The 23675-nt window shown below is 59.0% G+C and carries 23 protein-coding genes; 19 read left to right on the top strand and 4 right to left on the bottom strand.

The window, feature by feature from the left end; all coding sequences use genetic code 11:
• Positions 1–51: 51 nt before the first annotated feature.
• Positions 52–189, bottom strand: coding sequence for a hypothetical protein (locus GOW60_RS11165; RefSeq protein WP_171229323.1), 138 nt, complete (start codon positions 187–189; stop codon positions 52–54).
• Between the two features lie 213 nt (positions 190–402).
• Here GOW60_RS11165 and GOW60_RS11160 point away from each other — a divergent pair, with 213 nt between their 5' ends.
• Positions 403–555 (top strand): hypothetical protein, encoded by a 153-nt coding sequence (locus GOW60_RS11160; RefSeq protein ID WP_171229322.1) that lies wholly within the window; start codon positions 403–405, stop codon positions 553–555.
• Between the two features lie 52 nt (positions 556–607).
• On the top strand, positions 608–1135 hold the full coding sequence (locus GOW60_RS11155; protein ID WP_254443909.1) for an aminotransferase class III-fold pyridoxal phosphate-dependent enzyme: 528 nt from the start codon (positions 608–610) through the stop codon (positions 1133–1135).
• A 161-nt stretch (positions 1136–1296) separates the two neighbouring features.
• Here GOW60_RS11155 and GOW60_RS11150 read toward each other — a convergent pair whose 3' ends face one another.
• Entirely contained in the window at positions 1297–3723 is a 2427-nt protein-coding gene (locus tag GOW60_RS11150; protein WP_171229320.1) for an FAD-dependent oxidoreductase, read from the bottom strand.
• A 4-nt stretch (positions 3724–3727) separates the two neighbouring features.
• Positions 3728–5224: a trimethylamine methyltransferase family protein gene (locus tag GOW60_RS11145; protein ID WP_171229319.1), complete on the bottom strand. Its 1497-nt coding sequence runs from the start codon at positions 5222–5224 to the stop codon at positions 3728–3730.
• 165 nt (positions 5225–5389) lie between these two features.
• On the opposite strand from GOW60_RS11145, the gene GOW60_RS11140 reads away from it, so the two are divergent.
• The 17 genes from GOW60_RS11140 (at position 5390) to GOW60_RS11060 (ending at position 22773) form a co-directional block, all read left to right on the top strand.
• Complete coding sequence (locus GOW60_RS11140) at positions 5390–6274, top strand: NAD(P)-dependent oxidoreductase (RefSeq protein WP_171229318.1); 885 nt, start codon at positions 5390–5392, stop codon at positions 6272–6274.
• 3 nt (positions 6275–6277) lie between these two features.
• Positions 6278–7753, top strand: a complete 1476-nt coding sequence (locus GOW60_RS11135) for an aldehyde dehydrogenase family protein (RefSeq protein ID WP_171229317.1) — start codon at positions 6278–6280, stop codon at positions 7751–7753.
• 2 nt (positions 7754–7755) lie between these two features.
• Positions 7756–9015, top strand: a complete 1260-nt coding sequence (locus GOW60_RS11130; protein ID WP_171229316.1) for an aminotransferase class I/II-fold pyridoxal phosphate-dependent enzyme — start codon at positions 7756–7758, stop codon at positions 9013–9015.
• Positions 9012–10019, top strand: coding sequence for a glutamate cyclase domain-containing protein (locus GOW60_RS11125; protein ID WP_171229315.1), 1008 nt, complete (start codon positions 9012–9014; stop codon positions 10017–10019). The genes GOW60_RS11130 and GOW60_RS11125 overlap by 4 nt, the downstream gene beginning before the upstream one ends.
• A 455-nt stretch (positions 10020–10474) precedes the next feature.
• A complete protein-coding gene (locus tag GOW60_RS11120; protein WP_171229314.1) occupies positions 10475–11401 on the top strand; it encodes a hypothetical protein in 927 nt (308 codons plus the stop codon).
• 84 nt (positions 11402–11485) lie between these two features.
• Positions 11486–12442, top strand: a complete 957-nt coding sequence (locus GOW60_RS11115) for a MoxR family ATPase (protein WP_171229313.1) — start codon at positions 11486–11488, stop codon at positions 12440–12442.
• On the top strand, positions 12439–13344 hold the full coding sequence (locus tag GOW60_RS11110) for a DUF58 domain-containing protein (RefSeq protein WP_371813347.1): 906 nt from the start codon (positions 12439–12441) through the stop codon (positions 13342–13344). Before GOW60_RS11115 ends, GOW60_RS11110 begins: the two co-directional genes overlap by 4 nt.
• Positions 13341–13712 carry a hypothetical protein gene (locus GOW60_RS11105; protein ID WP_171229312.1) on the top strand — a complete coding sequence of 124 codons (372 nt, stop codon included), beginning with the start codon at positions 13341–13343 and terminating at the stop codon, positions 13710–13712. The genes GOW60_RS11110 and GOW60_RS11105 overlap by 4 nt, the downstream gene beginning before the upstream one ends.
• The gene (locus tag GOW60_RS11100; RefSeq protein ID WP_171229311.1) at positions 13705–14664 is read left to right on the top strand and encodes a VWA domain-containing protein; all 960 of its coding nucleotides are present in this window, start codon (positions 13705–13707) and stop codon (positions 14662–14664) included. The genes GOW60_RS11105 and GOW60_RS11100 overlap by 8 nt, the downstream gene beginning before the upstream one ends.
• Positions 14664–15563, top strand: coding sequence for a VWA domain-containing protein (locus GOW60_RS11095; RefSeq protein WP_171229310.1), 900 nt, complete (start codon positions 14664–14666; stop codon positions 15561–15563). The genes GOW60_RS11100 and GOW60_RS11095 overlap by 1 nt, the downstream gene beginning before the upstream one ends.
• Positions 15560–16234, top strand: coding sequence for a tetratricopeptide repeat protein (locus GOW60_RS11090; protein WP_171229309.1), 675 nt, complete (start codon positions 15560–15562; stop codon positions 16232–16234). Before GOW60_RS11095 ends, GOW60_RS11090 begins: the two co-directional genes overlap by 4 nt.
• On the top strand, positions 16231–17421 hold the full coding sequence (locus tag GOW60_RS11085; protein ID WP_171229308.1) for a BatD family protein: 1191 nt from the start codon (positions 16231–16233) through the stop codon (positions 17419–17421). The genes GOW60_RS11090 and GOW60_RS11085 overlap by 4 nt, the downstream gene beginning before the upstream one ends.
• A gap of 101 nt (positions 17422–17522) precedes the next feature.
• Positions 17523–18242, top strand: coding sequence for a response regulator transcription factor (locus GOW60_RS11080; protein ID WP_171118293.1), 720 nt, complete (start codon positions 17523–17525; stop codon positions 18240–18242).
• Between the two features lie 9 nt (positions 18243–18251).
• A complete protein-coding gene (locus GOW60_RS11075) occupies positions 18252–19409 on the top strand; it encodes an FIST N-terminal domain-containing protein (RefSeq protein ID WP_171229307.1) in 1158 nt (385 codons plus the stop codon).
• 2 nt (positions 19410–19411) lie between these two features.
• On the top strand, positions 19412–21667 hold the full coding sequence (locus tag GOW60_RS11070; RefSeq protein ID WP_171229306.1) for a PAS-domain containing protein: 2256 nt from the start codon (positions 19412–19414) through the stop codon (positions 21665–21667).
• A 45-nt stretch (positions 21668–21712) separates the two neighbouring features.
• Entirely contained in the window at positions 21713–22387 is a 675-nt protein-coding gene (locus tag GOW60_RS11065) for a hypothetical protein (RefSeq protein ID WP_171229305.1), read from the top strand.
• 32 nt (positions 22388–22419) lie between these two features.
• On the top strand, positions 22420–22773 hold the full coding sequence (locus GOW60_RS11060; RefSeq protein WP_171229304.1) for a hypothetical protein: 354 nt from the start codon (positions 22420–22422) through the stop codon (positions 22771–22773).
• Positions 22774–22788: 15 nt separating this feature from the next.
• Here the strand turns inward: GOW60_RS11060 and GOW60_RS11055 are convergent, their stop codons facing one another.
• Positions 22789–23601, bottom strand: a complete 813-nt coding sequence (locus tag GOW60_RS11055; RefSeq protein ID WP_171229303.1) for a quinoprotein dehydrogenase-associated SoxYZ-like carrier — start codon at positions 23599–23601, stop codon at positions 22789–22791.
• Between the last annotated feature and the right edge of the window lie 74 nt (positions 23602–23675).

Below are 23675 nucleotides of genomic sequence, written 5' to 3'. Positions count from 1 at the left end.
CGCTCGGCACAGATGATAGAGATCCATATGGACAAGCTCGCAGATGTTGATTCACCCCGCGCTTGGGACCGTCAGTTCCATGTGCATGGACAGACGAATGCCCGCCTGCATCAGCGAGATGGCCCCAACCGCGATGGCGACGCGCGGCCAAGGGGTCCGGATTGAAACGGATGATGGGCAAAGCGTCATAGACGGCTTTTCCGGGTTGGGATGCGTGTCATTGGGTAATCATGACGACCGGCTGGCGCGGGCGGCCATGGATCAGATGCAGGAACTGCCTTTCGCGCCGACATTTTACGGGAGGTTCCATCCAAGAGCCGCGGATTTGGCGCGCGCACTAACGTCGAAAGCAGCGGTGCTCTGTCCGGCCAGCCTCACATTCATGCGGGCTTTGGTCTGCCGATGCATGGTTTTCTCAAGCTGTCGACGTCGAACTACTATTTAAATGCCGAGGCCGGTGAAACCGAGGAGGAATTCTCTGCCCGAATGGCGGCCGAGTTCGAAGCCACCGTGCTGGAGGCGGGACCAGACACAATCGCCGCGTTTCTTTGCTGAGCCGATGCAATCCGGCGGCGTGATCCGCCCACCAAAGGGAAATTGGCAGGCGATGCAGACCGTTATCCGGAAGTACGACATTCATTTCCATGTGGACGAGACCGTTTGCGGCTTTGGTCGCACCGGGCATTACTGGGGCGTAGAGGCCTTCGATCTGACCCCCGATAGAACCACCAAGGCGCTGACCGTTGCGTTTTTCCCGATATCGGCGATCATGCTCCGGCAGGATTTCTTTGACGATCTGATGCTGACCTCAGACGCATCCGGCGTGCTGGGCCACGGGTTCACCTATGCTGGTCACCCTGTCGGTGCCGCCGTCGCGTTGGAGGCGCTGAAAATCTATGGCGACATAGATCTGATCGGTCATGTGCGCGGGATCGGTCTGTTTTGCGGTATTCAACTGGTGCAGGGCAAAGGGACGCGTGCGCTGTGGGATCCGGCGCTGAAGGTGGGGACGATGGTGCAGGATCGCGCCCACACGCGGGGCTGTACTTGCGGTCGGTGCCGCCCGATCGGATTAGTTTTATGCCGCCGCTTATTATCAACGAAGATGAGATCGACGAGGCAACTGCGATCCTGAAAGCCGCCTTGGACAATGTCTGGGCCGAGGTGAAAGGGCGCGCCTGAGGCTCATCCAGAATGCGGCCATCACGGTAGGAAATCAGCGATTTCATCGCATCGGCCCAATTGAGTTTCAGACAAAAGAAAAAGGTGCCTATTCATACAGACGCCTTTAGTCGTTCAGGCCTTCATTTTCAGATTGTCCGGGTCATAGACATGGGGATTGTGCCGCCTAGCGTTGCGGGGTTGGCCAAGCACACGCACCGTGCAATCGGCCCCCATACCCAGTGATCCGCGCTTGATGTATGCCAGAACACAATGTGTTCCGGTGCGATAGCCTTGGCTGGCTGAGGTCACGTAGCCGATCCATTCGCCATCCTTCAGGATCGGATCAGAGGCAAGCGGTTCGGGGCTGTCGTCACTGATTTCCAGCCCGATCCATTCCCAATTGGCCTCCTCGTCAGACTGCCGCTCGACCGCGTCGCGTCCGATGAACTCCCCCTTATTCATATTGGCAAACCGGTCCAGACCCGCATCGTAAAGCGTATATTCCGTTCCGAAATCCGAACCCCATCCGTGATAACCTTTTTCGATCCGCATCGCATTCAGCGCGTAGGAGCCGAACTGGCAGCCGCCAACCTCGTTCACGCGCGTCATGATCGTGTCGTAGACCGCCACAAGGTGCTCGGAGGCCAGATGCAACTCCCAACCCAGCTCACCGACGTATGATACGCGCATCGCGGTGACAGGAAAGCCGGCCAGCGTGATCTCGGCCACTGATAGCCACGGGGCAGCAGCGGCAGAGAGGTCTGCATCGGTCAGCGGGGCAAGCACCTCTCGCGATTTGGGGCCCATGACCATCAAAGCGGCATCGTGTTTGTAGCCGCGGCTTAGTGTGACGCCCTCTGCTGGTAGGTGGGCGTTCAGCCAGTCGAAGTCTCGCAGATCGGCCAGGGTCGGGCCACATAGAAGGAACCTGTCACTTGCCAGTCGCGCAACGGTGGCTTCTGACCAGATGTGCCCCTTGGGGGTCAGCATATAGCTGAGCCGGACGCGTCCCGGTTTCGGAACACCGCCGCACAGGACGCTGGATAGGAACGCCTCAGCGCCGGGGCCGCGCAGATCGTATTTGGTGAAACCGCCGTGATCCATGACGCCGACGCTTCTTGCCACGGTTTTGCATTCTTGCGCGACAGCGTCCTGCCAGGGTTCGTGGTGGAAGGACAGGTCGGCATCGCCATTGTCCTTGATCGCATCGGTTTCGAACCAGAAGGCGCGCTCCCACCCGGCGATCTGGCCCATGACGGCGCCCTGATCCTTCAGGCGTTCATAAAGCGGGGTACAAAGCACCGGGCGGCCACGCTGCATGTTCCGATGCGGAAATGGAATGGCATATTGTAGATCATAGTGTTGTGAGGCACGGGAATGGGCATAGTCCTGCGTGGTCCAATCGCCAAAGCGGCGCGGATCCCACGCACTGAGGTCCCATTCTGTTTCGCCTTCGGTGATCCATTCGGCCATCGCTTTGCCGATAGCGGCCGAATGGGTGATGCCAACCTGCACGCCAGTCGCTTGATAGAAATTCGGCGCACCCGCCGCCGGACCGACCAGCGGCAGGGCATCTGGGGCATAGGCGATGGGGCCGTTGACAAACCGCTGCGCGCCCGCTTCGCCAAGTAGCGGCACATGGACCATCGTCGCCTCCAGCACATCCAGAATATCCTCAACACTGTCAGGGAAAAGCTGATGCGCAAAGTCATCCGGCGGGCCGTCCTCCTCCCACGCGGGGCGACCATCATGGGCGTAGGAACCAACAAGGAAAGCGTTGCGTTCGCGGCGCAGATAGAAGCGGATATCGGGGTCACGCACCAGTGGGAAAAGATCGGCATGATCCTCCAACGCTTTGAGCGGTTCGGTCACAAGATACTGGTGCTCGAGCGTGACCACCGGGGCAGGCAATCCTGCCATCTCGGAGATTTTGCGGCCGTAAAAGCCACCTGCGTTGATGACCATCTCTGCCTTCACTGTGCCTTTCGCACAAGTGACCAGCCATTCCCCTGATGCCGTGCGGTCAATGGCTTTCACGGGCGCAAACCGTTCCACGTGCGCGCCCAGATCCCGCGCGCCCTTGGCCAGCGCTTGCGTTAGCTGGCTGGGGTCAATGTCACCTTCGTAAGGGTCCAGAATACCGCCCAGAACGGATTCGTCCGGGTGCCAGAACGGGTGCATCTTGTCCATCTCGGACGGGCTCAGCATCTGCAGATCGAAGCCTGCGCTTTCCGAAATTCCGCAAAGATGGCGGAACAAGTCCATTCGTTCCGGCGTATGGGCAGGCCAGAACGCCGAGGTATGACGATAGGTGATCGCGCTGTCCACCTTTTCGGCCAGATCTTTATAGGTTGACCAGCCGTAGTTTCCTGCCCGCATTCCCAGCCATGAAGTCGCGTAGGTCGGGATGTTGCCCGCTGCGTGCCAGGTCGAGCCGGAGGTCAGTTCGTTGCGCTCAAGTAGAAGCGTATCAGTTACGCCGGCCAAAGCGAGATGATACAGGATTGAGGTGCCAACGGCCCCCCCGCCAATCACAACAACGCGGGCAGTGTCTTTCATGGGGCTATTTTCCTTCGGGCAATCGGATATCGAAAGCGGCGCGTATCGCGGCCTCCCGGTCCTTGGGCAAATGGGTTGGTGGCTCGCGCAACATCTCGGCGCTGCGATCAACAGCGACATCCCAGATCGTGCGCGACCCGGCATCTTTCCAATCCGAAATGCTCTGCCGGTTGCCGAGGCTCGGATAAGTGTATTCGGATTTCATGAGTTCCAGTGTCTGCGCCTCGCCCAGGTAGTGGCCGTCGCCGGTCGCCACGGCTTCGATTCGGCTGAGGTCGATCGCGGTTTCGGTCAACTCGACCCCGCGAACCGACCGTAGGATCGCGCCACACATGTCATCGTCGATCACCAATGCCTCGCGCGAGGCGGCCATGATGGACCCGAGCATGCCAACAGACAGGTTGATCATGTCTGCCCCGGCTTGCGCTGCAAGAGCCACCGTGTACCCTTTTTCATACCCCGCCTGCGCATCGGGGGTTTTGGCATCGGTCATTCCCGCAGAAGCGGTTGACGGCAAGCCTAGATGCAAAAGCAGTTGCGTGGCGGCAGCGGCGGCGACGGCAGCTTCGCCTGATCCACCTGTCATTGCACCGGTGCGCAAATCGGAAATGAATGGCATGAACGCAAAGATGCAGGGATACCCCGGCTCGAGGGCGTCGACGACCATCAACCCAGCCAGCGTTTCCGCAAGACCCTGCGCCAGCGCGCCCGCCAAAGTGACAGGGCTGGTTGCCCCCGCCTGTGCCGCGGTGCAGATCTGCAGCGGCATTCTGTGGGCCATGGCCCGTTGCATAATCTCTAACCCTTCGGGCGCAAAGCGCAGCGGCGAGACCGCATGCACGATCACGCCGAAACAGAAGGGTTGCGCCCGAAAGGCGCCCTCGTGGCCCAGGGACATATCAAACATGGCGATAGCCGGATCCAGATGCGCGGCGCTGTCAAAGCTGATCCCGATGGGTTTGGGGCAGGCCCTGAGACAGGCAAACCCGGTGTTGAGGTCCAGCAGCAAGGGCTGGTCCATGTCCCGTGCAATCACCGGGCGCAAACCGTAGTGGATGTTCGGCAATCGTCCCACCAACTGCATAAGATCGTAGAGATCGTACAGCTGGGCACCGCGAAACTCGCCGGTGGCGCTGTCCAGAACCTCTGTCGCCGCTCCGCCTGTTCCGATATGCACATGGCCGCCGCCAACGGTCAGGCCCATATCCTCCACAAACCCTGGTAGATTTACGCGCCTCGCCGCCCGCGCAATGGCGGTTTCCACCATCGATTGCGAAAAACAGACCCGCCCATCCGAACGTCTGGTTGCCCCGGCATTGACGAATTGTTCTGCGATGGCGTCGGGGCATTCTGCGATCCCGGTCTGCGCAAGGATATCAAACGCGGCCTGCACGATCCGATCTACCGCAGCAGCATCCAGTGGCGCAAACCGCCCACCCTGTGGAGGCGGAGTGATGCGGCGCGCGCGACGGTCGGTTTTTGAGCGGGTTCTGCGGGCCATCGGGCGGTCCTTGGAAGAATAATCTACGCAAGGATTGCGCAAACTCACGCAATGGCAATTCGAAAATTCGCGCACTCAGACCAGAATCTTTCATGCAAACGTCGGCTTTTCCTGCGCAATACTACAGACCAGCATTTGACGTTCTACGACTTCGGCGGGGTGAACATGGCGAGGATTGCGTTTATTGGCTTGGGCACGATGGGCCGTCCGATGGCGCAAGTTCTGCGGGACGCAGGCCATGACGTAACGGGCATGGATATCAGCCCCGAAATGCGTGAAGCGTTTGTCGGCGCGATCGCGCCGTCGCCGGATACCATCGCAGCGGCAGAGGTCATTATCACCATGCTGCCAGAAGCCGATCACGTCGCGCGCGTTCATGAGACACTGATCCGAGCGGCTGCCAAACCCGGCGCGCTGGTGATCGATTGTTCGACCATTGATGTGAACACGGCGCATGCGCTCGCCCTTGAGGCGATGTCTCATGGGTTAGCAATGCTAGACGCGCCCGTTTCCGGCGGCCCTGCTGGGGCCGAGGCCGGAACACTTAGCTTCATGGTCGGCGGAGACGCGGCGAACGTCGAACGGGCGCAACCAATCCTACTGGCAATGGGCTCCAAAATTACCCATTTCGGTGGACCCGGAACGGGGCAGGCCGCGAAGGCCAGTCACAACATGATCTGTGGTATTACCGCGATGGCGGTGATGGAAGGATTTGCGCTTGCCGACGCCTTGGACCTCGATCTCGACAAATTCTATGCGTTGTGCGCGGGGGCCGCGGCGCAAAGCTGGACGCTTGAAAATCGCTGCCCGATACCCGGTGTGGTTCCCGACGCCCCATCGTCCAACAACTTTGACCCCGGCTTTGCCGTGCGCCTGATGGCAAAGGATTTGCAACTTGCTCAGGCGGCGGCAGAGTCGAGCGGCCAGCCCACGCCTTTCGGGGCCGAGGCGGCCAAAGCCTTTACAAAATTTGCCGAAACGCGCGGCGACCGCGACTTTTCGGCCTTTTACACCACGCTTCGGGCGTTGCCCGAGCACCAGAAGGAATAACATATGGCAATTCTGGATTACACCTTGCCCACAGACGGGTTGGCCGGGTCCTTCATAGACGGGCAATGGCATTGGCCCGCAAGCGGAGAGATGCTGGCAGTTGAAAACCCCTCGCGGCGCGAAACGATCTGCGAGATTGGCCGGGGGACCAAAGTAGAAATAAGCCTTGCCGTTGCCGCCGCTGAACGGGCGCGCCGGGACTGGGCCGCGCGACCCGCAGCAGAACGTGGCGCAATGCTGACCGAGCTGGGCAACCGCCTGACCACACATGCCGAAGAGGTCGCCCGCGTTCTGGCCGCCGAAAGTGGCAATGCGGTCCGCACACAATCTCGGGGCGAAGCGATGGGCGCGGCTGGTGTGCTCAAGTATTATGGCGGTGTTGCGGGTGAGCAAAAGGGCGAAACGCTGCCCTTTGGCCCCGGGCTGATGTCGTATTCCACGCGCGAGCCATTGGGCGTTGTTGGCTCGATCATCCCCTGGAACTCGCCCTTGCAACTCGGCGCGGTGAAGATTTCCATGGCGCTGGCCACGGGCAACTGCATCGTCCTGAAGCCTGCCGAAGATGCGCCACTCGCCGTTCTGAGGCTGGTTGAGCTGGCTGCCGACATCTTTCCACCAGGTGTCTTCAACGTGGTCACCGGGCTTGGGGAAGAGGCCGGCGCGGCGCTGGTCAATCATCCCGGTATCGCGAAAGTGTCGTTCACTGGATCGTCCGAAGTGGGCAAACTGGTGGCTCATTCCGTGGCGGATCGGGTGGCCAATGTAACGCTTGAACTGGGGGGCAAAAGCCCCTGCATCATCTTTCCCGACGCTTGCGCACCAGAGCGTATCGACGCCACGGCGCAAGGTGTGGTCAATGCCATGCGATTTGCACGTCAGGGGCAAAGCTGCACAGCCGGATCTCGCCTGTTTGTGCATAAATCTGTCTGGGATGACCTGATGCCCTTGGTCGCAGAAAAGGCCGCTGCGATGAAAATCGGCGATGCGCTGGATGAAGACAGCGACATCGGGGCCGTGGTGAATGAAGAACGCTACTCTGAGATTTGTGCCTATGTCGCTGAGGCCGAAGAGCAAGGCGCCACATTCCTGACAGGCGAAACGCCAAAGGCAACAGACAATGGGTTTCATCCGATCCCCACAATCCTGACGGGGCTAGACAATTCTTGGCGGATTGCCCGCGAAGAAGTGTTTGGCCCTGTCCTGGTTGCAATCCCGTGGGAGGATGAGGCCGATATGATCGCGCAGGCCAACGACACGCATTACGGGCTGGCGGCGTTCATTTTCAGCCACGACATGAGCACCGTCATCCGCATGACCCGCGCGCTGGAGGCCGGCTGGGTGCAGGTCAATCAGGGTGGCGGGCAAATCCCCGGCATGTCTTACGGCGGGATTAAGCAATCTGGAATGGGCAGCGAATATTCTATCGAAGGCGCGCTTGAGGCCTATACCTATCGTAAGTGCGTGACCGTGGCGCTGTAGGCATGGAAACAGACCGGTTCGGGAACACGATTGACGCTTCGGTCGGCTATGCGCGGGGGCGATATTTGTCCTCCAGCGCAGCCGAAATCCGCCGGCTGCGTCATGCGCAAGCGGTTGCGGCAGAGGTCTTGAAAACGCGCGGGGCTGACGGAATTGGGATTTTTACAGGTAACCCGCGTTACTTTCCGCTGAAACCGGATGATCTGTCGACCTATTGCGAAGAATGGGTGGGGCCGGGCCTGTTTTCAGCGGAACTGACCCAGGCTGCCATCGCGCATTTTGGGGGCGGGGATACGGTCGCTGTCACCAACCGCACAAGTGCAGGTATTGTGGCGGCCATATTGGCGCTATGCGATGGGCGACCCGTGGTCTCCGTGGTGCCCGATGAGGATCGCAGCCACGCATCGGTTGTGCGCGGATGTCGGCTGGCGGGCGTCGAGCTTGTGGAAATCGAAGGATCGGCGGACCCAGGCCCAGCGATAAACTCGCACGCGCCCGCATTGGTGGTGATCACGACTGTCACAAGCACGTTGGCGAGATTGCCGGACGCTGAGACGAGCCGCGCCATTGCTGAGGGGCGGGCCGCGGGCGCCACCGTGTTCATGGACGAAGCTTATGGCGCGCGTCTGCGCCCGGTGCTGCATGGTGGAGCACTGAGCCTTTCCATGGGAGCGGACATAGCCATCACGAATGCGGATAAGGCGGGCCTGTGCGGCCCTCGCGCGGGCATCCTTTGTGGGGCGTCCGCGCCGGTACTGGCCACGCTTGCCAAGGCGTCGGAACTGGGCCAGGAGGCACGCGCGCCCATAGCGGCCGGCGCGATGCGCAGCCTGCAGGCCTTTGACCCGGAAGACCTGCGAATGGAGGCAAGCGACGGCGCGTCCATTGCAGAAGCTATGGCCGGGGCCTGGGGTGCAGAGGTTGTGCAGCGGTCTGATCTGGGGCCGATGCTGGATGAAGAGGACGTGTTAGCGCGGGTGCTGTCACTGGCAGGACGCGACAAGACTGACATTGTCCCGGCAGAGGCGACAGCGGCCGTTGGTATGCTATTGCTGAAAGAGCACGGCGTTTTGACCGTGAACACCCATGGCGCGCCGGGCGGAAGGGTTTCACTGCGCCTGAAACCGACCGCCGGAGCTGTGACCGCCGTGGGTGGGGTTGCCGCTTTGGTGTCGGCGCTGGACGCGGCCACAGAAGAAGTGTCGCACAGGCTTGACGATGACGCGTGGTTCACGGCGGTTTTGTTCGGAGACGAGTCATGAGCGAATTTGCAAAGTATGATGACAGGCTGGACCGGCTGGTGAACCTCGATCTCGGCAACCGGGGGATCGAGCCGCTCTATGACGCCTCGCGCGCCCTTGCGGGCCAAGCGTTGTGCGGCGCCGCGGCGGATTTGCTGCTTGCCATGCCCGAAAGCGGGACGGCAATCGTCACCACAGGATCCGTGTCGCGGGCGTGGCTGTCTCCGGCTTTGGGCGAAAACGATGGCCCATCCGGGGCGGCGGCCCTAATTCGCGCGCTTTGGCTCGCCCGAAAAGCAACCTGCGTATTGGTGATTGAGGAAACGCTGATCCCGCCCATGGCTGCTACCTTGCAGGCCAGTGGCGTCGCGATCGTGGATCTTGAGACGACGCGCAAGGCCAGTACGGATGGCTCAATGGCCTGCGCAACCTTGCTGCCGTATCCGGTGACAGATGCCGAGGGCGCTGTTGCGGCGGCCAAGATGCTGAATCAGCTCAAGCCCGATATCATGGTCTCGACCGAACGCGTGGGGCGCAACGAAAACGGCATTTATTACAACATGCGTGGGCGCGACTACGGCTTAGGCCGGGCGCGCATCGACATGCTGTTCGATGCTGCCATGGCGCGAGGTATCCCGACGCTGGCTGTGGGTGATGGCGGCAACGAGATCGGCATGGGGCTGGTCGCCGATATCGTGAAAATCGCCGTTCCCTTTGCTGCCCCCGGCGATTGCGCATGCGGCGGTGGGATCGGCGCGACCTCTGGCGCCGATATCCTGATGACCGCTGCGGTTTCGAATTGGGGCTGCACAGCGATTTGCGCGGCCATGGCCATGCGCACAGGCGACGCCCGCCTGATCCACACCCCAGCGATGGAAGCCCGCCTGTTGAAGGTCATGACCGCCAACGGGCTGATCAATTCTGCCGATGGGATCATCGACCCCCATGTGGACGGCATCAAGGACACCACCCATATCGCTCTGGCGGAAATGGCCGAGGCCATTACCCGCAAAGCGCCGTCATAGCAGAAAGACCCAACCGTGATAACCGAAACACTCCTTCGCAATATCCGCGACCCCATCGCTCATGTGAAAAATTGCCCTGTGACGGGGGCTCTGTTGCAAAGTTTTGGCGGTTGATGCGCCTGAATTTAACGTGCGGATGGCTTTCGGTCCCAATTGAAAACGTAAGGTTGAAATTTCCTGATAGCATTGTTGAGCAAGGCCATCGGTTCAACAAATGTCTGGCAAAGCCAATGCTATGGTCTAAGTCCGACGGTACAAAAATATACGTCCTTGCGGGAATGGAACTGGTCAACATGACCAGCAATTTCAATTCACGCCAGGTCGCTCTTTCCGGTTCAGCAGGTTGCTCAGCTGGTGGGCTAAACGGATCGCCATTCCCATCGAGGCGGGTCTCAATGAATTTTGCGAGAGACCCGTATCCCGGATAGAATGCGCGTCACATTGAGAGGGGCTGAATGCGCTATCTGTTGTTGCAAGTATTGGCGATTGTCGCTTTTGCAGGCGCGCTTTGTGCAGAGAAGAGCGATTATATCGAACTTGCACAGAGAGGATGGGGGTATGAACTGCGGTCCACGATGCTGGGGCGGGACATGGCGATCCCCGTTCACATCAATGGCCGCGATCAGGCCGGTGCAGCCTTGTGCCTGGTCGGTGAAAAACCGCATCCGCAAACGCTTGTCGTTCTTGATACCTTTCGGGCGTTGCTGAAACACAGCTTCGGCCACCCGACACCCATGCGCTACGCAGGCCCATCTGCGCGCGATTGTGGAACCGGTCGAACCGTGGTTTTGCGATTGTATTCCGGGTACCCTCCCAATCGGGACCTTTCGTCAGATATCGACTGGCTCAGCGAACTCCACCAGCTTGGTTTGCCTGCAGGTCGAAATTATGTGGTGACATCACCGGCGATGGCACAGACCTTTTTTGGTCATCGGGGGCAGGGGACCCATATCGTGGTCAAACAACCGGCGCATGATCGACCCAGCAAGCTTGAAAGGGATTTTCACAAATCGATCCTGCTGGAAGAACTGTTTCAGTCCTTCACCTTCGGCATGGACATCCTGCTATATGACAAGTCGTCAGGATTCTTGTCGAAATTGCAGGAAACGCCGGTAAACTTGCAGCGCCTGCCTTGGAATTCGCACGACTTCATGCGCGCATTGCTGGATTCGAACCCAAGCGGTCTTTGTGCGTTTGACGTCTTTATGATGCATGCTGTCGCGCAATCCCCGGTGGATCAAACCATAGACCCCGGCTTTATCGAATACATTGATGCCCAATATGACCGGCTGTGGGCGCAGGCGGACGAAACCCTCGCCAATCCCAGATTCGCAGCCCTTTTTGATGAAGGCTGCACCAATTCGGTTCGTGTGCCCAGGTAATACCATCTGACGTGTTTTGTCGGGCGGGTGACTCCGGGTAGCCTGAGCGCAGGAAATGCGCCCTCGGAGGCTATGGGAGGACATATGGATACGAGGCCTGAAAACCCGCCACGCGCCATTGCGGGATTGTCCGCGTATCTGTCGCAGGGGCTTATCGGTCATGCGCATCTGGTGGACTCTCTTTTGATCGCGCTGCTGGAAGGTGGTCATCTTCTTGTAGAAGGTCCGCCCGGGCTGGCGAAGACACGGGCGGTCAAATGGCTGTCAAACGCTGTCGAGGGCGGCTTTGCCCGTATTCAATGCACACCTGACCTGATGCCCTCTGATCTGACCGGAACGCCAGTTTACCAGCCTCAGGAAGGCCGCTTTGAGTTTGTTCCGGGGCCGGTGTTTCATACGCTGGTGCTGGTTGACGAGATCAACCGCGCGCCGCCAAAGGTGCAGTCTGCCTTGTTGGAGGCCATGGCAGAACATCAGGTTACGGTTGGTAATGAAACATACGCCCTGCCGGATCCCTTTTTGGTCGTGGCGACCCAGAACCCTATTGAACATGATGGAACCTTTCCCTTGCCCGAGGCGCAGCTGGACAGGTTTCTGCTGCATGTCGTACTGACATTGCCGGATCTGGAAACGGAACGTGAGATCCTTGATCTGGTCATCGCCGAAACCCGGAATGGGCCTCCGGACGCGCAGCGGATGACGCTTGAGGAGCTGAAGATTGCCCGCGCCGAAGCCCAGTCGGTTCACGTCGCGCCAGAATTGCGGGACTATATCGTACGGCTTGTGCTTGCGACCCGTGAAGGTCCGTTTTCCGAATATATTGAACACGCTGTCTCGCCGCGTGGGTCATTGGCCCTGGCCTCGGCATCGCGCGCGCGCGCCTATCTGCGGGGCCGGGATTTCGCCCTGCCTGAAGATGTCGCCGCTGTTGCGCCCGATGCGCTGGCCCACCGCATGGTGCTGACCTGGAGAGCCGTTGCGGATGGGAAAAAGCCGCGCGAGTTGGTGGCCGACATTCTGAATACGGTCGAGCCGCTGTGACGGGGGTGCTGGCACATGCGGGGGTTCGCCTGACGACCGAGGCCTTGATTGCATTGCGGCATATCGCGTTGACCGACCACGGCAACCCGACAATGTCGGCCCTGCCCGGAGGATTTCTGACCCGAAAGCGCGGGCAGGGCGTCGAGGTTGCAGATGTACGCGAATATGTGGACGGGGATGACATTCGTCATTTGGATCGCGGAACAACCGCCCGCACGGGGCGTATGCATATCCGGCAGTTTCAGGAGGAACAGGATCGCGTCGCCCTGTTGGTTGCGGATTTTCGTGCACCGATGTTCTGGGGCATCCAGCGGGCGTTTCTGTCAGTCGCTGCCGCCGAAGCCTTGACCCTGATCGGGTGGTTCATGGTTGAAAGCGGCGGGCGTGTTGGTCTTTTCGCGCTTACCGCCGGCGCACCCGTCATCGTACCGTTGCGAGGGAAAACGCGCGGAATGCTGGACGTGATCGGTGGCCTGGTTCAGGCTCATGCGCGCAGTCTGACCGCGCTGCAAAAAGGTGAGGATGAAAGCTGGACGCTGGAACAGGCACTTGCCGGCGTTGGGCGCCTGACGCCGACGGGGTCCGAGATTATCATCGCGTCTGGCTTCGATCAGCAGGGAGAGGGCTTTTCGGACGTGCTGGACCGGCTCAATCATCGCCGCACCCCAAGACTGCTGCTTGTGACCGAAAGCAAAGCGCATGAGATGCCAAGGGGCTGGTATCCGATCCGCCTTTCAGATGGGCGGCAAAAGCGGGTCTATCTGGCCCGGGCAGAGCCTTCCGGTGAACTTGCGTTTCAGAAGGTGGCAACACATCCCGCGCTTGTCTTGAATGCCAGTGACCCGGTCGAACAAACCTCTCGTCGCATTTCGTCGGTTTTCGCGGCAAGATATGTGGCATGAGTGAGAAAGCACTCTCTGAAGCCACGATGCTGGCCAGCCTGCGGGATATCCATTTGCCCGCCGAGGCCGCAGGCGGGGCGGTTGCGGAATACGCGGCTGTTCTTGGTATTGCGGCGCTGGCCTCGGTCGGCTGTGTCGCCATCCTGCGGTTGCTGAGTGTCAGGACCACAGCAAACAGGCGGCCGGATCCACCTGATCGATCTGTTGAACAACCGGGGTGGTCCTTGGATCGCCGCAGGGTGGCTCTTTTGCACAAATTGCGCGCTCGGAATCCGAAGCGTTATGCAGAGTTGACGGGTGATCTTTATCAACCCGGCGGCGAACCGGATCTGGCGACCCTGCAAGAGGAGGTCGCGGGTCGTGTTTGAGCTTGCTGACCCCTGGATCTTGCTGGCGCTGCCATTGCCTCTTGTCATCACACGTCTGGTCAAGCCGCGGCCGGTTTTCGAGCGGGGGTTCCCAGTTCCGGACCGCATAGGCGGAATGCTTATGGCGGCCAGCCCACAGGCTCAGGCCAGGACCCGGACTTTGGCGGACCTCCTGATTTTGTGGATCATTTGGGGGCTCATGATTTTTGCACTGTCCGGTCCGCGCCAACTGCAACCCGTCAGCGCCTTGAAAGTGTCCGGACGGGACCTTGCGATTGTTCTGGATCTTTCGGGATCGATGGTGCGGGAGGACTTTTATCTCGATGGGCACCAGATCACCCGTTTGCAGGCGGTGACCCGCGTTGGATCCGAGTTCGCCCGACGCCGCGCCGGCGACCGGGTGGCCTTGATTGTTTTCGGGTCCGAAGCCTATTTCGCCACGCCTTTCACTTTCGATACCGAGGCTGTCGCGCGACGGATCCAAGAGGCCACGATCGGTATCTCGGGCCGCGCGACAAACATATCCGATGGTCTGGGCCTTGCTTTGAAGCGCCTGGCCAACAGCCATGCGGCGTCGCGGGTCGTCATTCTGTTGTCGGATGGAGTGAACAACGCGGGCGCCACGAACCCCGGTGGCGTGGCCGAACTGGCGGCCGAGATGGGGGTGCGGGTCCATACGATTGCTCTGGGTCCAAAAGACCTGCAAAGCGCCGAACCTGGTGAGCGCGGCGTCGTCGATGCGACAACCCTGCGCGCCATTGCCGAAATTTCCGGCGGCGAAGCGTTTCGCGTCAAAACCACCGATGATCTTGTCGACGTGACTCAAGCCTTGGATCGGCTGGAAGCGACGGATAGCGCGGGCCTTACGGCCGAGGTCTACCGATCATTTTGGACCTGGCCCGCAGCAATGGCGGCAGCGCTTGCCCTGTTGGCGGCGTGGAGGCAAGCGTGATGATTGAGCTGGATGTCACTCTGCTCAGACCGGCCTGGGGGCTTTTGCTGGCCGTCATCTGCGGGGCAGGGTGGTGGTTGCTTTCCCGTGCCGGAGGGTTCGGAGCCTGGGACAAGATCACCGACCCGCAGCTTGTCCAGGCGATGGCCGCGATTGGCCGGATCGAAGGCGGCTCCTTCCCGGTTAAACCAGCCGCCTTGCTTCTGACCGCCGGGATCGTCGCGATTGCCCTGACCGGCCCGGCAATCGAACGGCGCGACGCGCAGACCTATCGCAATCTGGATGGCGTTTTGTTCCTTGTGGATGCATCAGACAGCGTGGCGGAAGGCGACCGCTGGCCGCAACTGCTGAGCATGGGGCGTTTGGGTGTCAGTGCGCTTGGGTCCCGCCCCGGCGGCATCATCGTTTACGCGGGCGATGCCTATGTCGCCACGGATATGACCACCGATCACCGCCAATTGGGTCAAACGCTGTCGCTCATCGATGGGCAGACCGTTCCGGACAAGGGATCGCGACCCGAACGCGCGCTGGCTTTGGCGTTGCAGCGGATGGAAGAGGCGGGCATCCTGGCCGGGGACGTCGTCTTATTCACTGACGGAGACGGGCTTGGATCACCCTCATTGCAGCAGGTCGCATCGCTTGCCGCACGAGGGGTGCGCGTGTCCTTGGTGTCGGCTCACCCCACGACTGCGCAAATCCAAACCCACGCCGCGCTCGGCGGTGGTGCTGTTTTCACTTTGAACCAGTCAGATGATCTGGCCAATTGGCTGGCAGATGATGCCGCAACCCGCTTGATACGGGCGGACTATCCGGTGCTGTTCTGGCATGATCTGGGGCGGTACATGCTGTATTTCGCGTTGCTCCCCCTGCTGTTCTTGTTCTGGAGGGAAGGGGCATGAGATGGTTCGCGATTGCAGGTGCCATTTGCATTGCCGTCGCCTTTGCGCTGGGCGGCGCTGCCCCTTTTGGCCGCGTCGCATTGGCAACCGGTCTGTATCCAATGGCTGCAAAGCTGTTTTCCGACCCTGACTGGCAAGGTGTTGCCTTCTACCGTGCGGGCGTTTTTGACAAAGCGGCCAGTGCTTTCGAGCGCGCCGGGAACCAGTACAACCTCGGCAATGCTTACGCGCGGACCGGCCAACTGGCCGCCGCGCTGGAAGCCTATGATCAGGCCATGGCCAGGGGAAACCTGGATGCTCAGGCGAATTTCGATGTGCTGGCCGCCTATTACGCAGGGCAGCAGATCACCCCAGAGGCGTTGAGCCTTTTCCCCGAACGGAAATCCGGCCCCAAGGCCGACAGTTTTGTCGCGCGCGGGAATGCGCGGGCGGCGGGAACCGGCAGTGAGGTCACGAACGCGAACACGATGCTGGGACTGGCGGAATTGGACAGTCGCGGGCAACTGGGCGTGCGCCGCATCTTTGATGACAAGTTCATGGTTGCCGATCTGCGCTGGCTCAATCAGCTTTCCGATGTTCCGGGTGAGTTCATGGCGGCCCGGATCGCACACGAACACAAACGCCGGGCAAAGCTTGGTCTTTCGCCTCCAGAAGCGGAGAACCCGGAATGAAGTGGCTGTTTCTGCTTCTTATTGCATTTCCGATGCAGGTTTTGGCGCAGTCGAAAACAGTGCTGCCGTCCGAGGCGTTGATCGAAGTTGCCATCGAAGACGATGTCCCGGTTCCCTTCACCCAAGAGATGGTGCTGTTGACGATCCGGGGTGTCTATCGTCGGCACATCACGCGCGAAGAACTGATCCAACCCCGCTTGGATGGGTTCAGCTGGGCGCAACTGGGCCCGGACAGCTGGTCGGAGCAAAGGATCAATGGCCGGAAATACAAAGTGTTCACCCGACGGATGGCGATCTATCCTGTCGAGGCAGGCAAGCTTACAATTGGTCCGTTTGTGCACAGGTTGACCCTGACAGACGAAAATGACGACTGGTTCGAACACGAGATTCAATCAGAGCCGCTGACCATTCAGGTGGCGCAAGCCCCGGCCACCAAGGAGTGGTGGTTTCCGGTTCGCAAATTGCAGATTTCGGATCAGTGGTCGAATGCGCCGGATCAACTTGCGCCGGGTGAGGGGGTCTTGCGCGTCATTCGACTGGAAGCCCTGGGCGCGACGCCCGAGATGATCCCGCCCATGCCCGAGTTGACCTCGCCTTCGGCCCTGATCTTCGCGCATCCTGAGAAACGGCTTGTCGAACTGACCCCGGAAGGGCCGGTCACCCATGCGTTCTGGCGCTGGACCATACGCCCCTCGAACGACACGTCCGGCATCGTTGAACCCTTGCAATTCAGTTACTTTGATACTGTGGCCCGTGAAACCCGAGAAGTCATCATCTCACCACAACGCATTGCCTATGGTACGGCCATCGAAGACGCAGGCCTTGGCGTCGCAGAGGCAGATGCGCCACCAGCAACGCTGTTGGGTTGGCCAATGGCCGCAATCGCCATTGTCGTTTTTCTGGCCGGTTTGGGGTTGGGACTGTCCGGCCACAAACTGGCCGTTTCAAGGGCATTGCGCCGCTTTGGGGTTTTTGATCCGTTGGCCCGGGAATTGCGACGCAGTGCCAAGTCTGGTCGCGCAGACAGGCTGCGGCAAGCGGCTTCTGCCATCCTGCGCCGCGACGGCCCTTCATCCAGTCGACTCAAACACATGCAAGACTTTGACAGGCAGTATTTTGATCCCAATGCTGCGGCGCCCGATTTGAACGCGTTTGCCAGGGTCTTCCTCAGGAACCAGACCGGCTGAGTCATCAAGCATTTGTTATCTATGGTATCTTTCGCGTGTCTCAAAATGAAACAGTTGAACTGATCGGGAAATGCTGTACCTTTCCTGTCGGAGGAGAAGCAATGCACATTGCGGGATGCCCTAAACCGGTGGACCAGGTGTCCAGCGTGCTTATCGTGGATGATCATCCGCTGTTCAGCGATGCGTTGGCCGCGGCGTTGCAGCTGAGCTTCGAGAACTGCCGAATTGAAAAAGCCAACACGCTGAAGCAGACACTTGAAATACTTGGCGCAGGCTTCAAGCCCGATCTGATCATGTTCGATCTGAAATTGCCGGACGTAACGGGTATCTCGGGTTTTCAGCAGCTACGGCAGCGCTGTCCGAATGCGCCGGTTCTGGTGATATCGTCCTTGGCATCCGGAGAGCTGGTAAGATCTTTGCTGGACCACGGTGCGATGGGATTTCTGCCGAAAGATACGCCGGCGCAAACCCTGAAACACGCCATTCAGGAGATCACCTCTGGGCGGAGATACGTACCCACCGAATACAACCGCGTCGAAGAGCTGAAGCCCTCCGAAAGCACCGTCTACCAATCCAGCCCCGAGCTTTCATCACTGACGCCGCAGCAGGTCAAAATTCTCAAGCTTATCTGCGTGGGCCAATCCAACAAACAGATTGCATATGAGCTGTCGTTGGCAGAGGCGACGGTCAAGGCACATATCACCGCTTTGCTGCGCCGCCTTGGGGTGCGCAACCGGACCCAGGCCGCTGTTCTGGTCGACTCGGTTGTCGCCAGACAGTCGCGACACGAACCGGAGGTCAAATCCTTTCTTCAACACTAGGGGGGACACATGCGGGATCTGGAGCATGAACCGAATTTCATTGTGATTGGCCGTTCCGATGATTTGGACCCGACGACCGCCGTTGAAGAAGCCTGCGCGGAAATCGATAGTCTGTCGTCCTGCTTTGTCCTGGCCTTTGTCCCCAGCACTCTTGACTCGGCAGAGGTGTCACGTTGCCTGAACAGAAGACTTGCGGGTGTTCCAGTCTTTGGCTGCACCACCGCAGGTCAAATCACGCGATCGGGTTATGAATCGCATGCGCTTTTGCTGTTGGCCTTTCCAAAGTCCAACTTTCGGTGTTCGTCCATTCTTTTCGAGTCGCTCAGGCCGCTCAATTCAATGGAGATCGCTGCCGCAGCGCAGCGACTGGCCGAAAGATTCCGCCACACGGCGGGGTGGAACAGGCTGGCGCTGGTGTTTACGGATGGATTGTCCAAGCAGGAAGACTTGCTGGTTTCAACGCTGGAAACCGTTCTGGATGGATTGCCGATATTCGGCGGCTCTGCCGGGGATGGCCTTCAATATGAAGAGACGTTCGTTTTTCACGGTGGCAGTGCGCACAACAATGCTGCCGTCCTGTTGCTGATTGAAACCAACCTTGGTTTTCAGGGTATCGGTTTTGATCATTTCCTGCCCATCGGGTCAGAGATCATAATCACCGACGCCAACCCGGAAGAACGGGTGGTGTATGAGATCAACGGGGCGCCGGCAGCGCAGGAATATGCACGACTGGTCGGGTGCGCGGCCGAAGATCTTTCGCCACTGGTATTCGCGGAAAACCCGCTGCTTCTCAGGCAGAACCTCAATTACTATGTGCGTGCCATTCGTGAACCGATGGAGGGGGGATCCCTGTCTTTTCTCGCGGCGATCGATGACGGCCTTATCATGACACTGGGGCGCGGGAAGGAGATCATTGAAACGCTCGAAGCTGGACTGAATGTGCGCGACAACACCGGCGCGGCCCCGGATTTCATTCTTGGGTTCGACTGTATTCTGCGGAAACTCGAAATCGAACAGAAGCAGTTGAGCAAACAGGTTTCGGATGTTTTGCAATCCCACCGGGTGGTTGGCTTCAACACCTACGGAGAGCAGCAATCCGGCGTACACATGAACCAGACCTTTGTAGGGGTCGCTTTCTTTGAACCCGAAAAGCGGGAACTGAGCTGACCATGCTTAATCCGGACGACCCGCCAGAGATCCAGATATCCAAACAGGCCAAGATCATTGATGCGCTGATGCGGCGCGCCAACCGTCAGAAAGATGTAGGCCCGTCCGCCTTTCTGGCGTTTCAATCGGCGATAGAGTTGCAGCAGCAGGTGATGAAGCAGAGTCGCGATCTGGAACGCGCGACCACCGAACTTGAAAGCGCCAGATACGAACGCGAACAAACCCGCAAGAGCCTCGTCAAGGCCCTGTCTTCCATGGAAGAAGGGTTTGCGCTGTTCACGGATGGCGAATTGAACCTGTGCAACGAGCTGTTTCAGGCGATCTTCCCGGATATGTCTGATATTGTCGGGCCCGGCCTCAGCCTGGGCCGATTTTTTCTGTTGGTGCAGAACAGCCCCGAATTCGTATCGTCCGACAATGGCATATCGAAAATGCTGGATACGCTTGAGCGAAATTGCCATACCGGGATGGTGTCCAGCGACGTGATCGAACTGCGTGGGGATCGTTGGTATCAGCTCAGCGCACAATACACGTCGCCTCAGAATGTTGTCATTCTGTTGACCGATATCACATCGGTTGTTCGCAGAAACCGTGATGAGAAAGAAACCCTTATTGACCGTCAGGAGGACTACCTTAAGGCGGTTTTCCAGAACATGAGCTCAGGCGTTTGCACGTTTTCGTCAGATACGAAGATCATGATGCACAATGCGCGGTTCCGGGAAATACTGAACCTGCCGCTTTCCGTCTTGCAGGCAAATATGCCAGTGCAAACGCTTTTGGATTTGATGCGGGCGCGTGGGCTGATCAAGGCCGATGATGAACTCAGGATCGGCAAGTGGCAACACGAGCTGAAAAGCCGAGGCTGGTTGCGCAAACGTGTGCGCGACGGATCAGACCGCGTATTGGACATTCAGGTCAACCAACTGCCGGATGGTGGTTTTCTGGTCGAACTGAAAGACGTAACGTTCGAGGCACGCGCGACCGAAACCCTGGAAAACCGGGTTATGGAACGCACGGCAGAGTTGACCCATGCCAACGCCAAGTTGGTTCAGGAATACGAAGAAAAAGCGCGGGTGGAAGAGGCGCTGCGGATTGCAAAGGAACGCGCCGAAGCTGCGGTTTCTTCCAAGACGCGATTTCTTGCGGCCGCCAGCCACGACCTGCTTCAACCGATCAATGCCGCGAAACTCATGATCTCGACCCTGCTGGAGATCACGCGTGAGACAGAGCTTCATGAGATGATGGAGCGGTTGGACGGTGCGTTTGGATCTGCTGAACAACTGTTGCACTCATTGCTGGATATATCGCGGCTTGAAACCGCCGACCCGGACACGGTCTCACCCACAGAAGTTAGCCTTGCTACGATGATTGCAGGGATACAGGGCGACCAAACGCTGGTGGCCGAGAGCAGGAATGTGACGCTTGATGTGGTTCCGTGTTCGGAAATCGTGAAATCCGACCCGGTCTATCTGTTGCGCTCGATCCAGAATTTGGTCGTGAATGCCATACAGTATACCGAACCGGGTGGTCGGGTTCTGGTGGGGTGCCGCAGGCGCGGCGACAAGGTCATTTTGCAGGTCTGGGATACGGGTATCGGGATCGCACGCAAGGACCAGGAACGCGTGTTCGAAGAATTCACGCGGGCCGAAAACGTGCCATTGGGGTCCGGCATGGGGCTGGGTTTGTCCGTCGTGGACCGCGCCTGCCGGCTGTTGGGTCACAAGCTGTCGCTGCGGTCCAAACCTGGCATTGGTTCAGTGTTCAGCATAGAAATGGACAGGGTCGAAACCGGGCCAAGCACCATCGAACCCTTGGATCTTCTGGCCAATACGGGCGACGTGCCGTTGGATTTCATCATTCTGGTGATTGAAAACGACCGCGATGTTCTTTTTGGAACAACCCAGTGGCTGGAACAGAACGGCGCCAGTGTTCTGCCGGCCCGGTCGCCGAAAGAAGCGCTGCAATTTATAAAAGACATAGGAATGCCCCCGGATATCATTCTGGCCGACTATCAATTGGATGATGGGGAAACTGGCGTGATGGCCATTCACCGGATCCGAGAGATGACGCAGACTCAAGTTCCGGCGATTCTGATCACGGCTGATCGCAGCGAAGCGTTGCGCAAAGACGGATTGCGGCATGAAATTTCGGTTATGGCGAAACCGGTCAAGCTGCCTCGGCTGCGGGCTTTGATCTTCTGGAAAATACAGAATGCCCTGCACGCGCAAACGCTCAACACCGACAAAAGTCGGCGATGACATGGGGCGATTTGCCCATACTCTCATCCTTGGGAGGGCCAGATTATGAGAAGGCTTCTTTGCGGCATCGCCGTTTTGTTTCTGAGTTTGAATGCCGTTTCCGCGGCATCGGTTGATGCCGAGCAAGCCTATGATTTGCTGTTCCAAAATGGCGTTTTGGACACAATCGAACGTGACAAGGAGTTGATTTATCAACGTACCGTCACAAACCGGATAAGACCCGATGCGGCGGAACGTGATAGTGGTCTTATCTCTCTCAGTTTTTCGGATGACGGGAACGAGATGGCACATCTGGAATTTCGCCAAGATGACAAACACCGCGCCATGGGTGTTTTTCCGGCCAGCGTCGGCAATCCGATGATCATGGTTTTCTATGAAAGCGCCATCCGGGATATGGCCGAGTCCGCCGGAGGCAGCCCGTTTTACATCCGAAACCGTATCAAAGATGCGCTGGTTCAACCTGCCGAGATCGTCGAGGGCGAGGCGGCGATTGGTGGCAAAACCATCCCCGTTCGGACCATTTTCATGCGTCCTTTCGCCGAGGATCCGAACCGCGACCGGATGCAAGGTTTCGGAGACCTGGTTCTTCGCGTCACGGTGTCCGAAGAGGTCCCGGGCTGGTATCTGAGCCTTGTGGCGGAAGCTGTTTCCGAACGTGACGGCACGGCCGTTTATCGATCGGAAATGCGGTTTGAAGGAATGCAGGAGGGTCGCGAATGAAAACGTCAGGCCAAATTCGGGAACGCAGCCGCATGACCTTTAAAGCGCTGGTCGCGGGCATTCTGGCCGCGCCCATTGCAGCGTCAGCACAAAGCGTTGCGGATCGGCTCAATGACTACCCGACCGCGGCGCGCGCGGATTACGTGTTTGCATGCATGGTCACCAACGGTCAAACCCGCGAGATGCTGGACAGGTGCTCATGCTCGATCGATTTGATCGCTTCGATCCTGCCGTATGAGCAATATGAACAGGCGGAAACTGTTCTGTCGATGCGTCGGGTCGGGGGAGAGCGTATGGCGTTTTTCAAAAGCGCGGTGCTGGCCGAAAACATGGTGGCCGACCTGCGCCGGGCGCAGGCCGAAGCCGAGGTTGTCTGTTTCCGATAAACGCAGGCTCGTCCGTCAACTGGCCGCGGCTTTGGGCAGGTCTTTTTCGAACGTGTTGCCCTCGGTATCCGTTGCCTTGACCGTCAACATGGTCGAGCCGTTGTCATTGTAGGCAAAACGGAAAGCCGGGTTTTCCGAGATCGAGATGCCGCCATCCATCGTGAACAGCAACTCATCGCCCTGCCAGACTTCGATATGGTCGATGAAATGCGCGGGGATGAACAGTTGCGTGACCTGGTCGCGTTGCAGGCCGGAATAGTTCGGGTGGCGGATCATGATCTGCGCTTCGCGACGTGATGTGGAAATCTGCGCCTCTTCCCCGAAGCTGCGCAGCTTCATCTTGCCCATGGACGCCAATGCGACCTCTGGGTCTTTGCTGGCCGGTGCCGAACAGCCGCCCGATGCTTTGACAAACCGGCCTGTCATATGAAGCCCGTCCGGCGTTTCAGCGATCACGCGGACATTCGAATATTGGTTCACGCGAACGCGCATCTCGAAATCCAACTGACCCATGGCCGGTGAAAAGCTGAAGACGCCTGCGATCGGGGCCGGGTTTTCGTCGATCACGACTGTAGCAGCGGAAATCCGGGCATCGGGATCAAGCTGTTTCAAAACGATCGGCACCGTTGCGGCATCATGCGCCCGGTAAGGGGCGTCCAGCGCAAGCAGCGTGTCCGCATTCCCGATCTGAGCATCGCCCACGACATCGTATTGCAGATCCTTCCAGGTTTCGCTGTCGACCAGCGGATTTTTGATCGGCTGCTGTGCCCATGCCGGCAGGGACAGCGCAAGAGAAAGGATCGCTGCGGGTGCTAGTGCTCTGGCCATGGTGTCTCCTCCGGCAACCGGTGGCCAAGAATGTGCCATAAAATGCGGGGAAAATACATGCCGACGAAAGGCGC

The sequence above is a fragment of the Ruegeria sp. HKCCA4008 genome, assembly GCF_013033125.1.
GTDB lineage: Bacteria > Pseudomonadota > Alphaproteobacteria > Rhodobacterales > Rhodobacteraceae > Ruegeria.
Note: the sequence above shows the minus strand (reverse complement) of the source record. Positions and strands in the feature narration are given on the sequence as shown.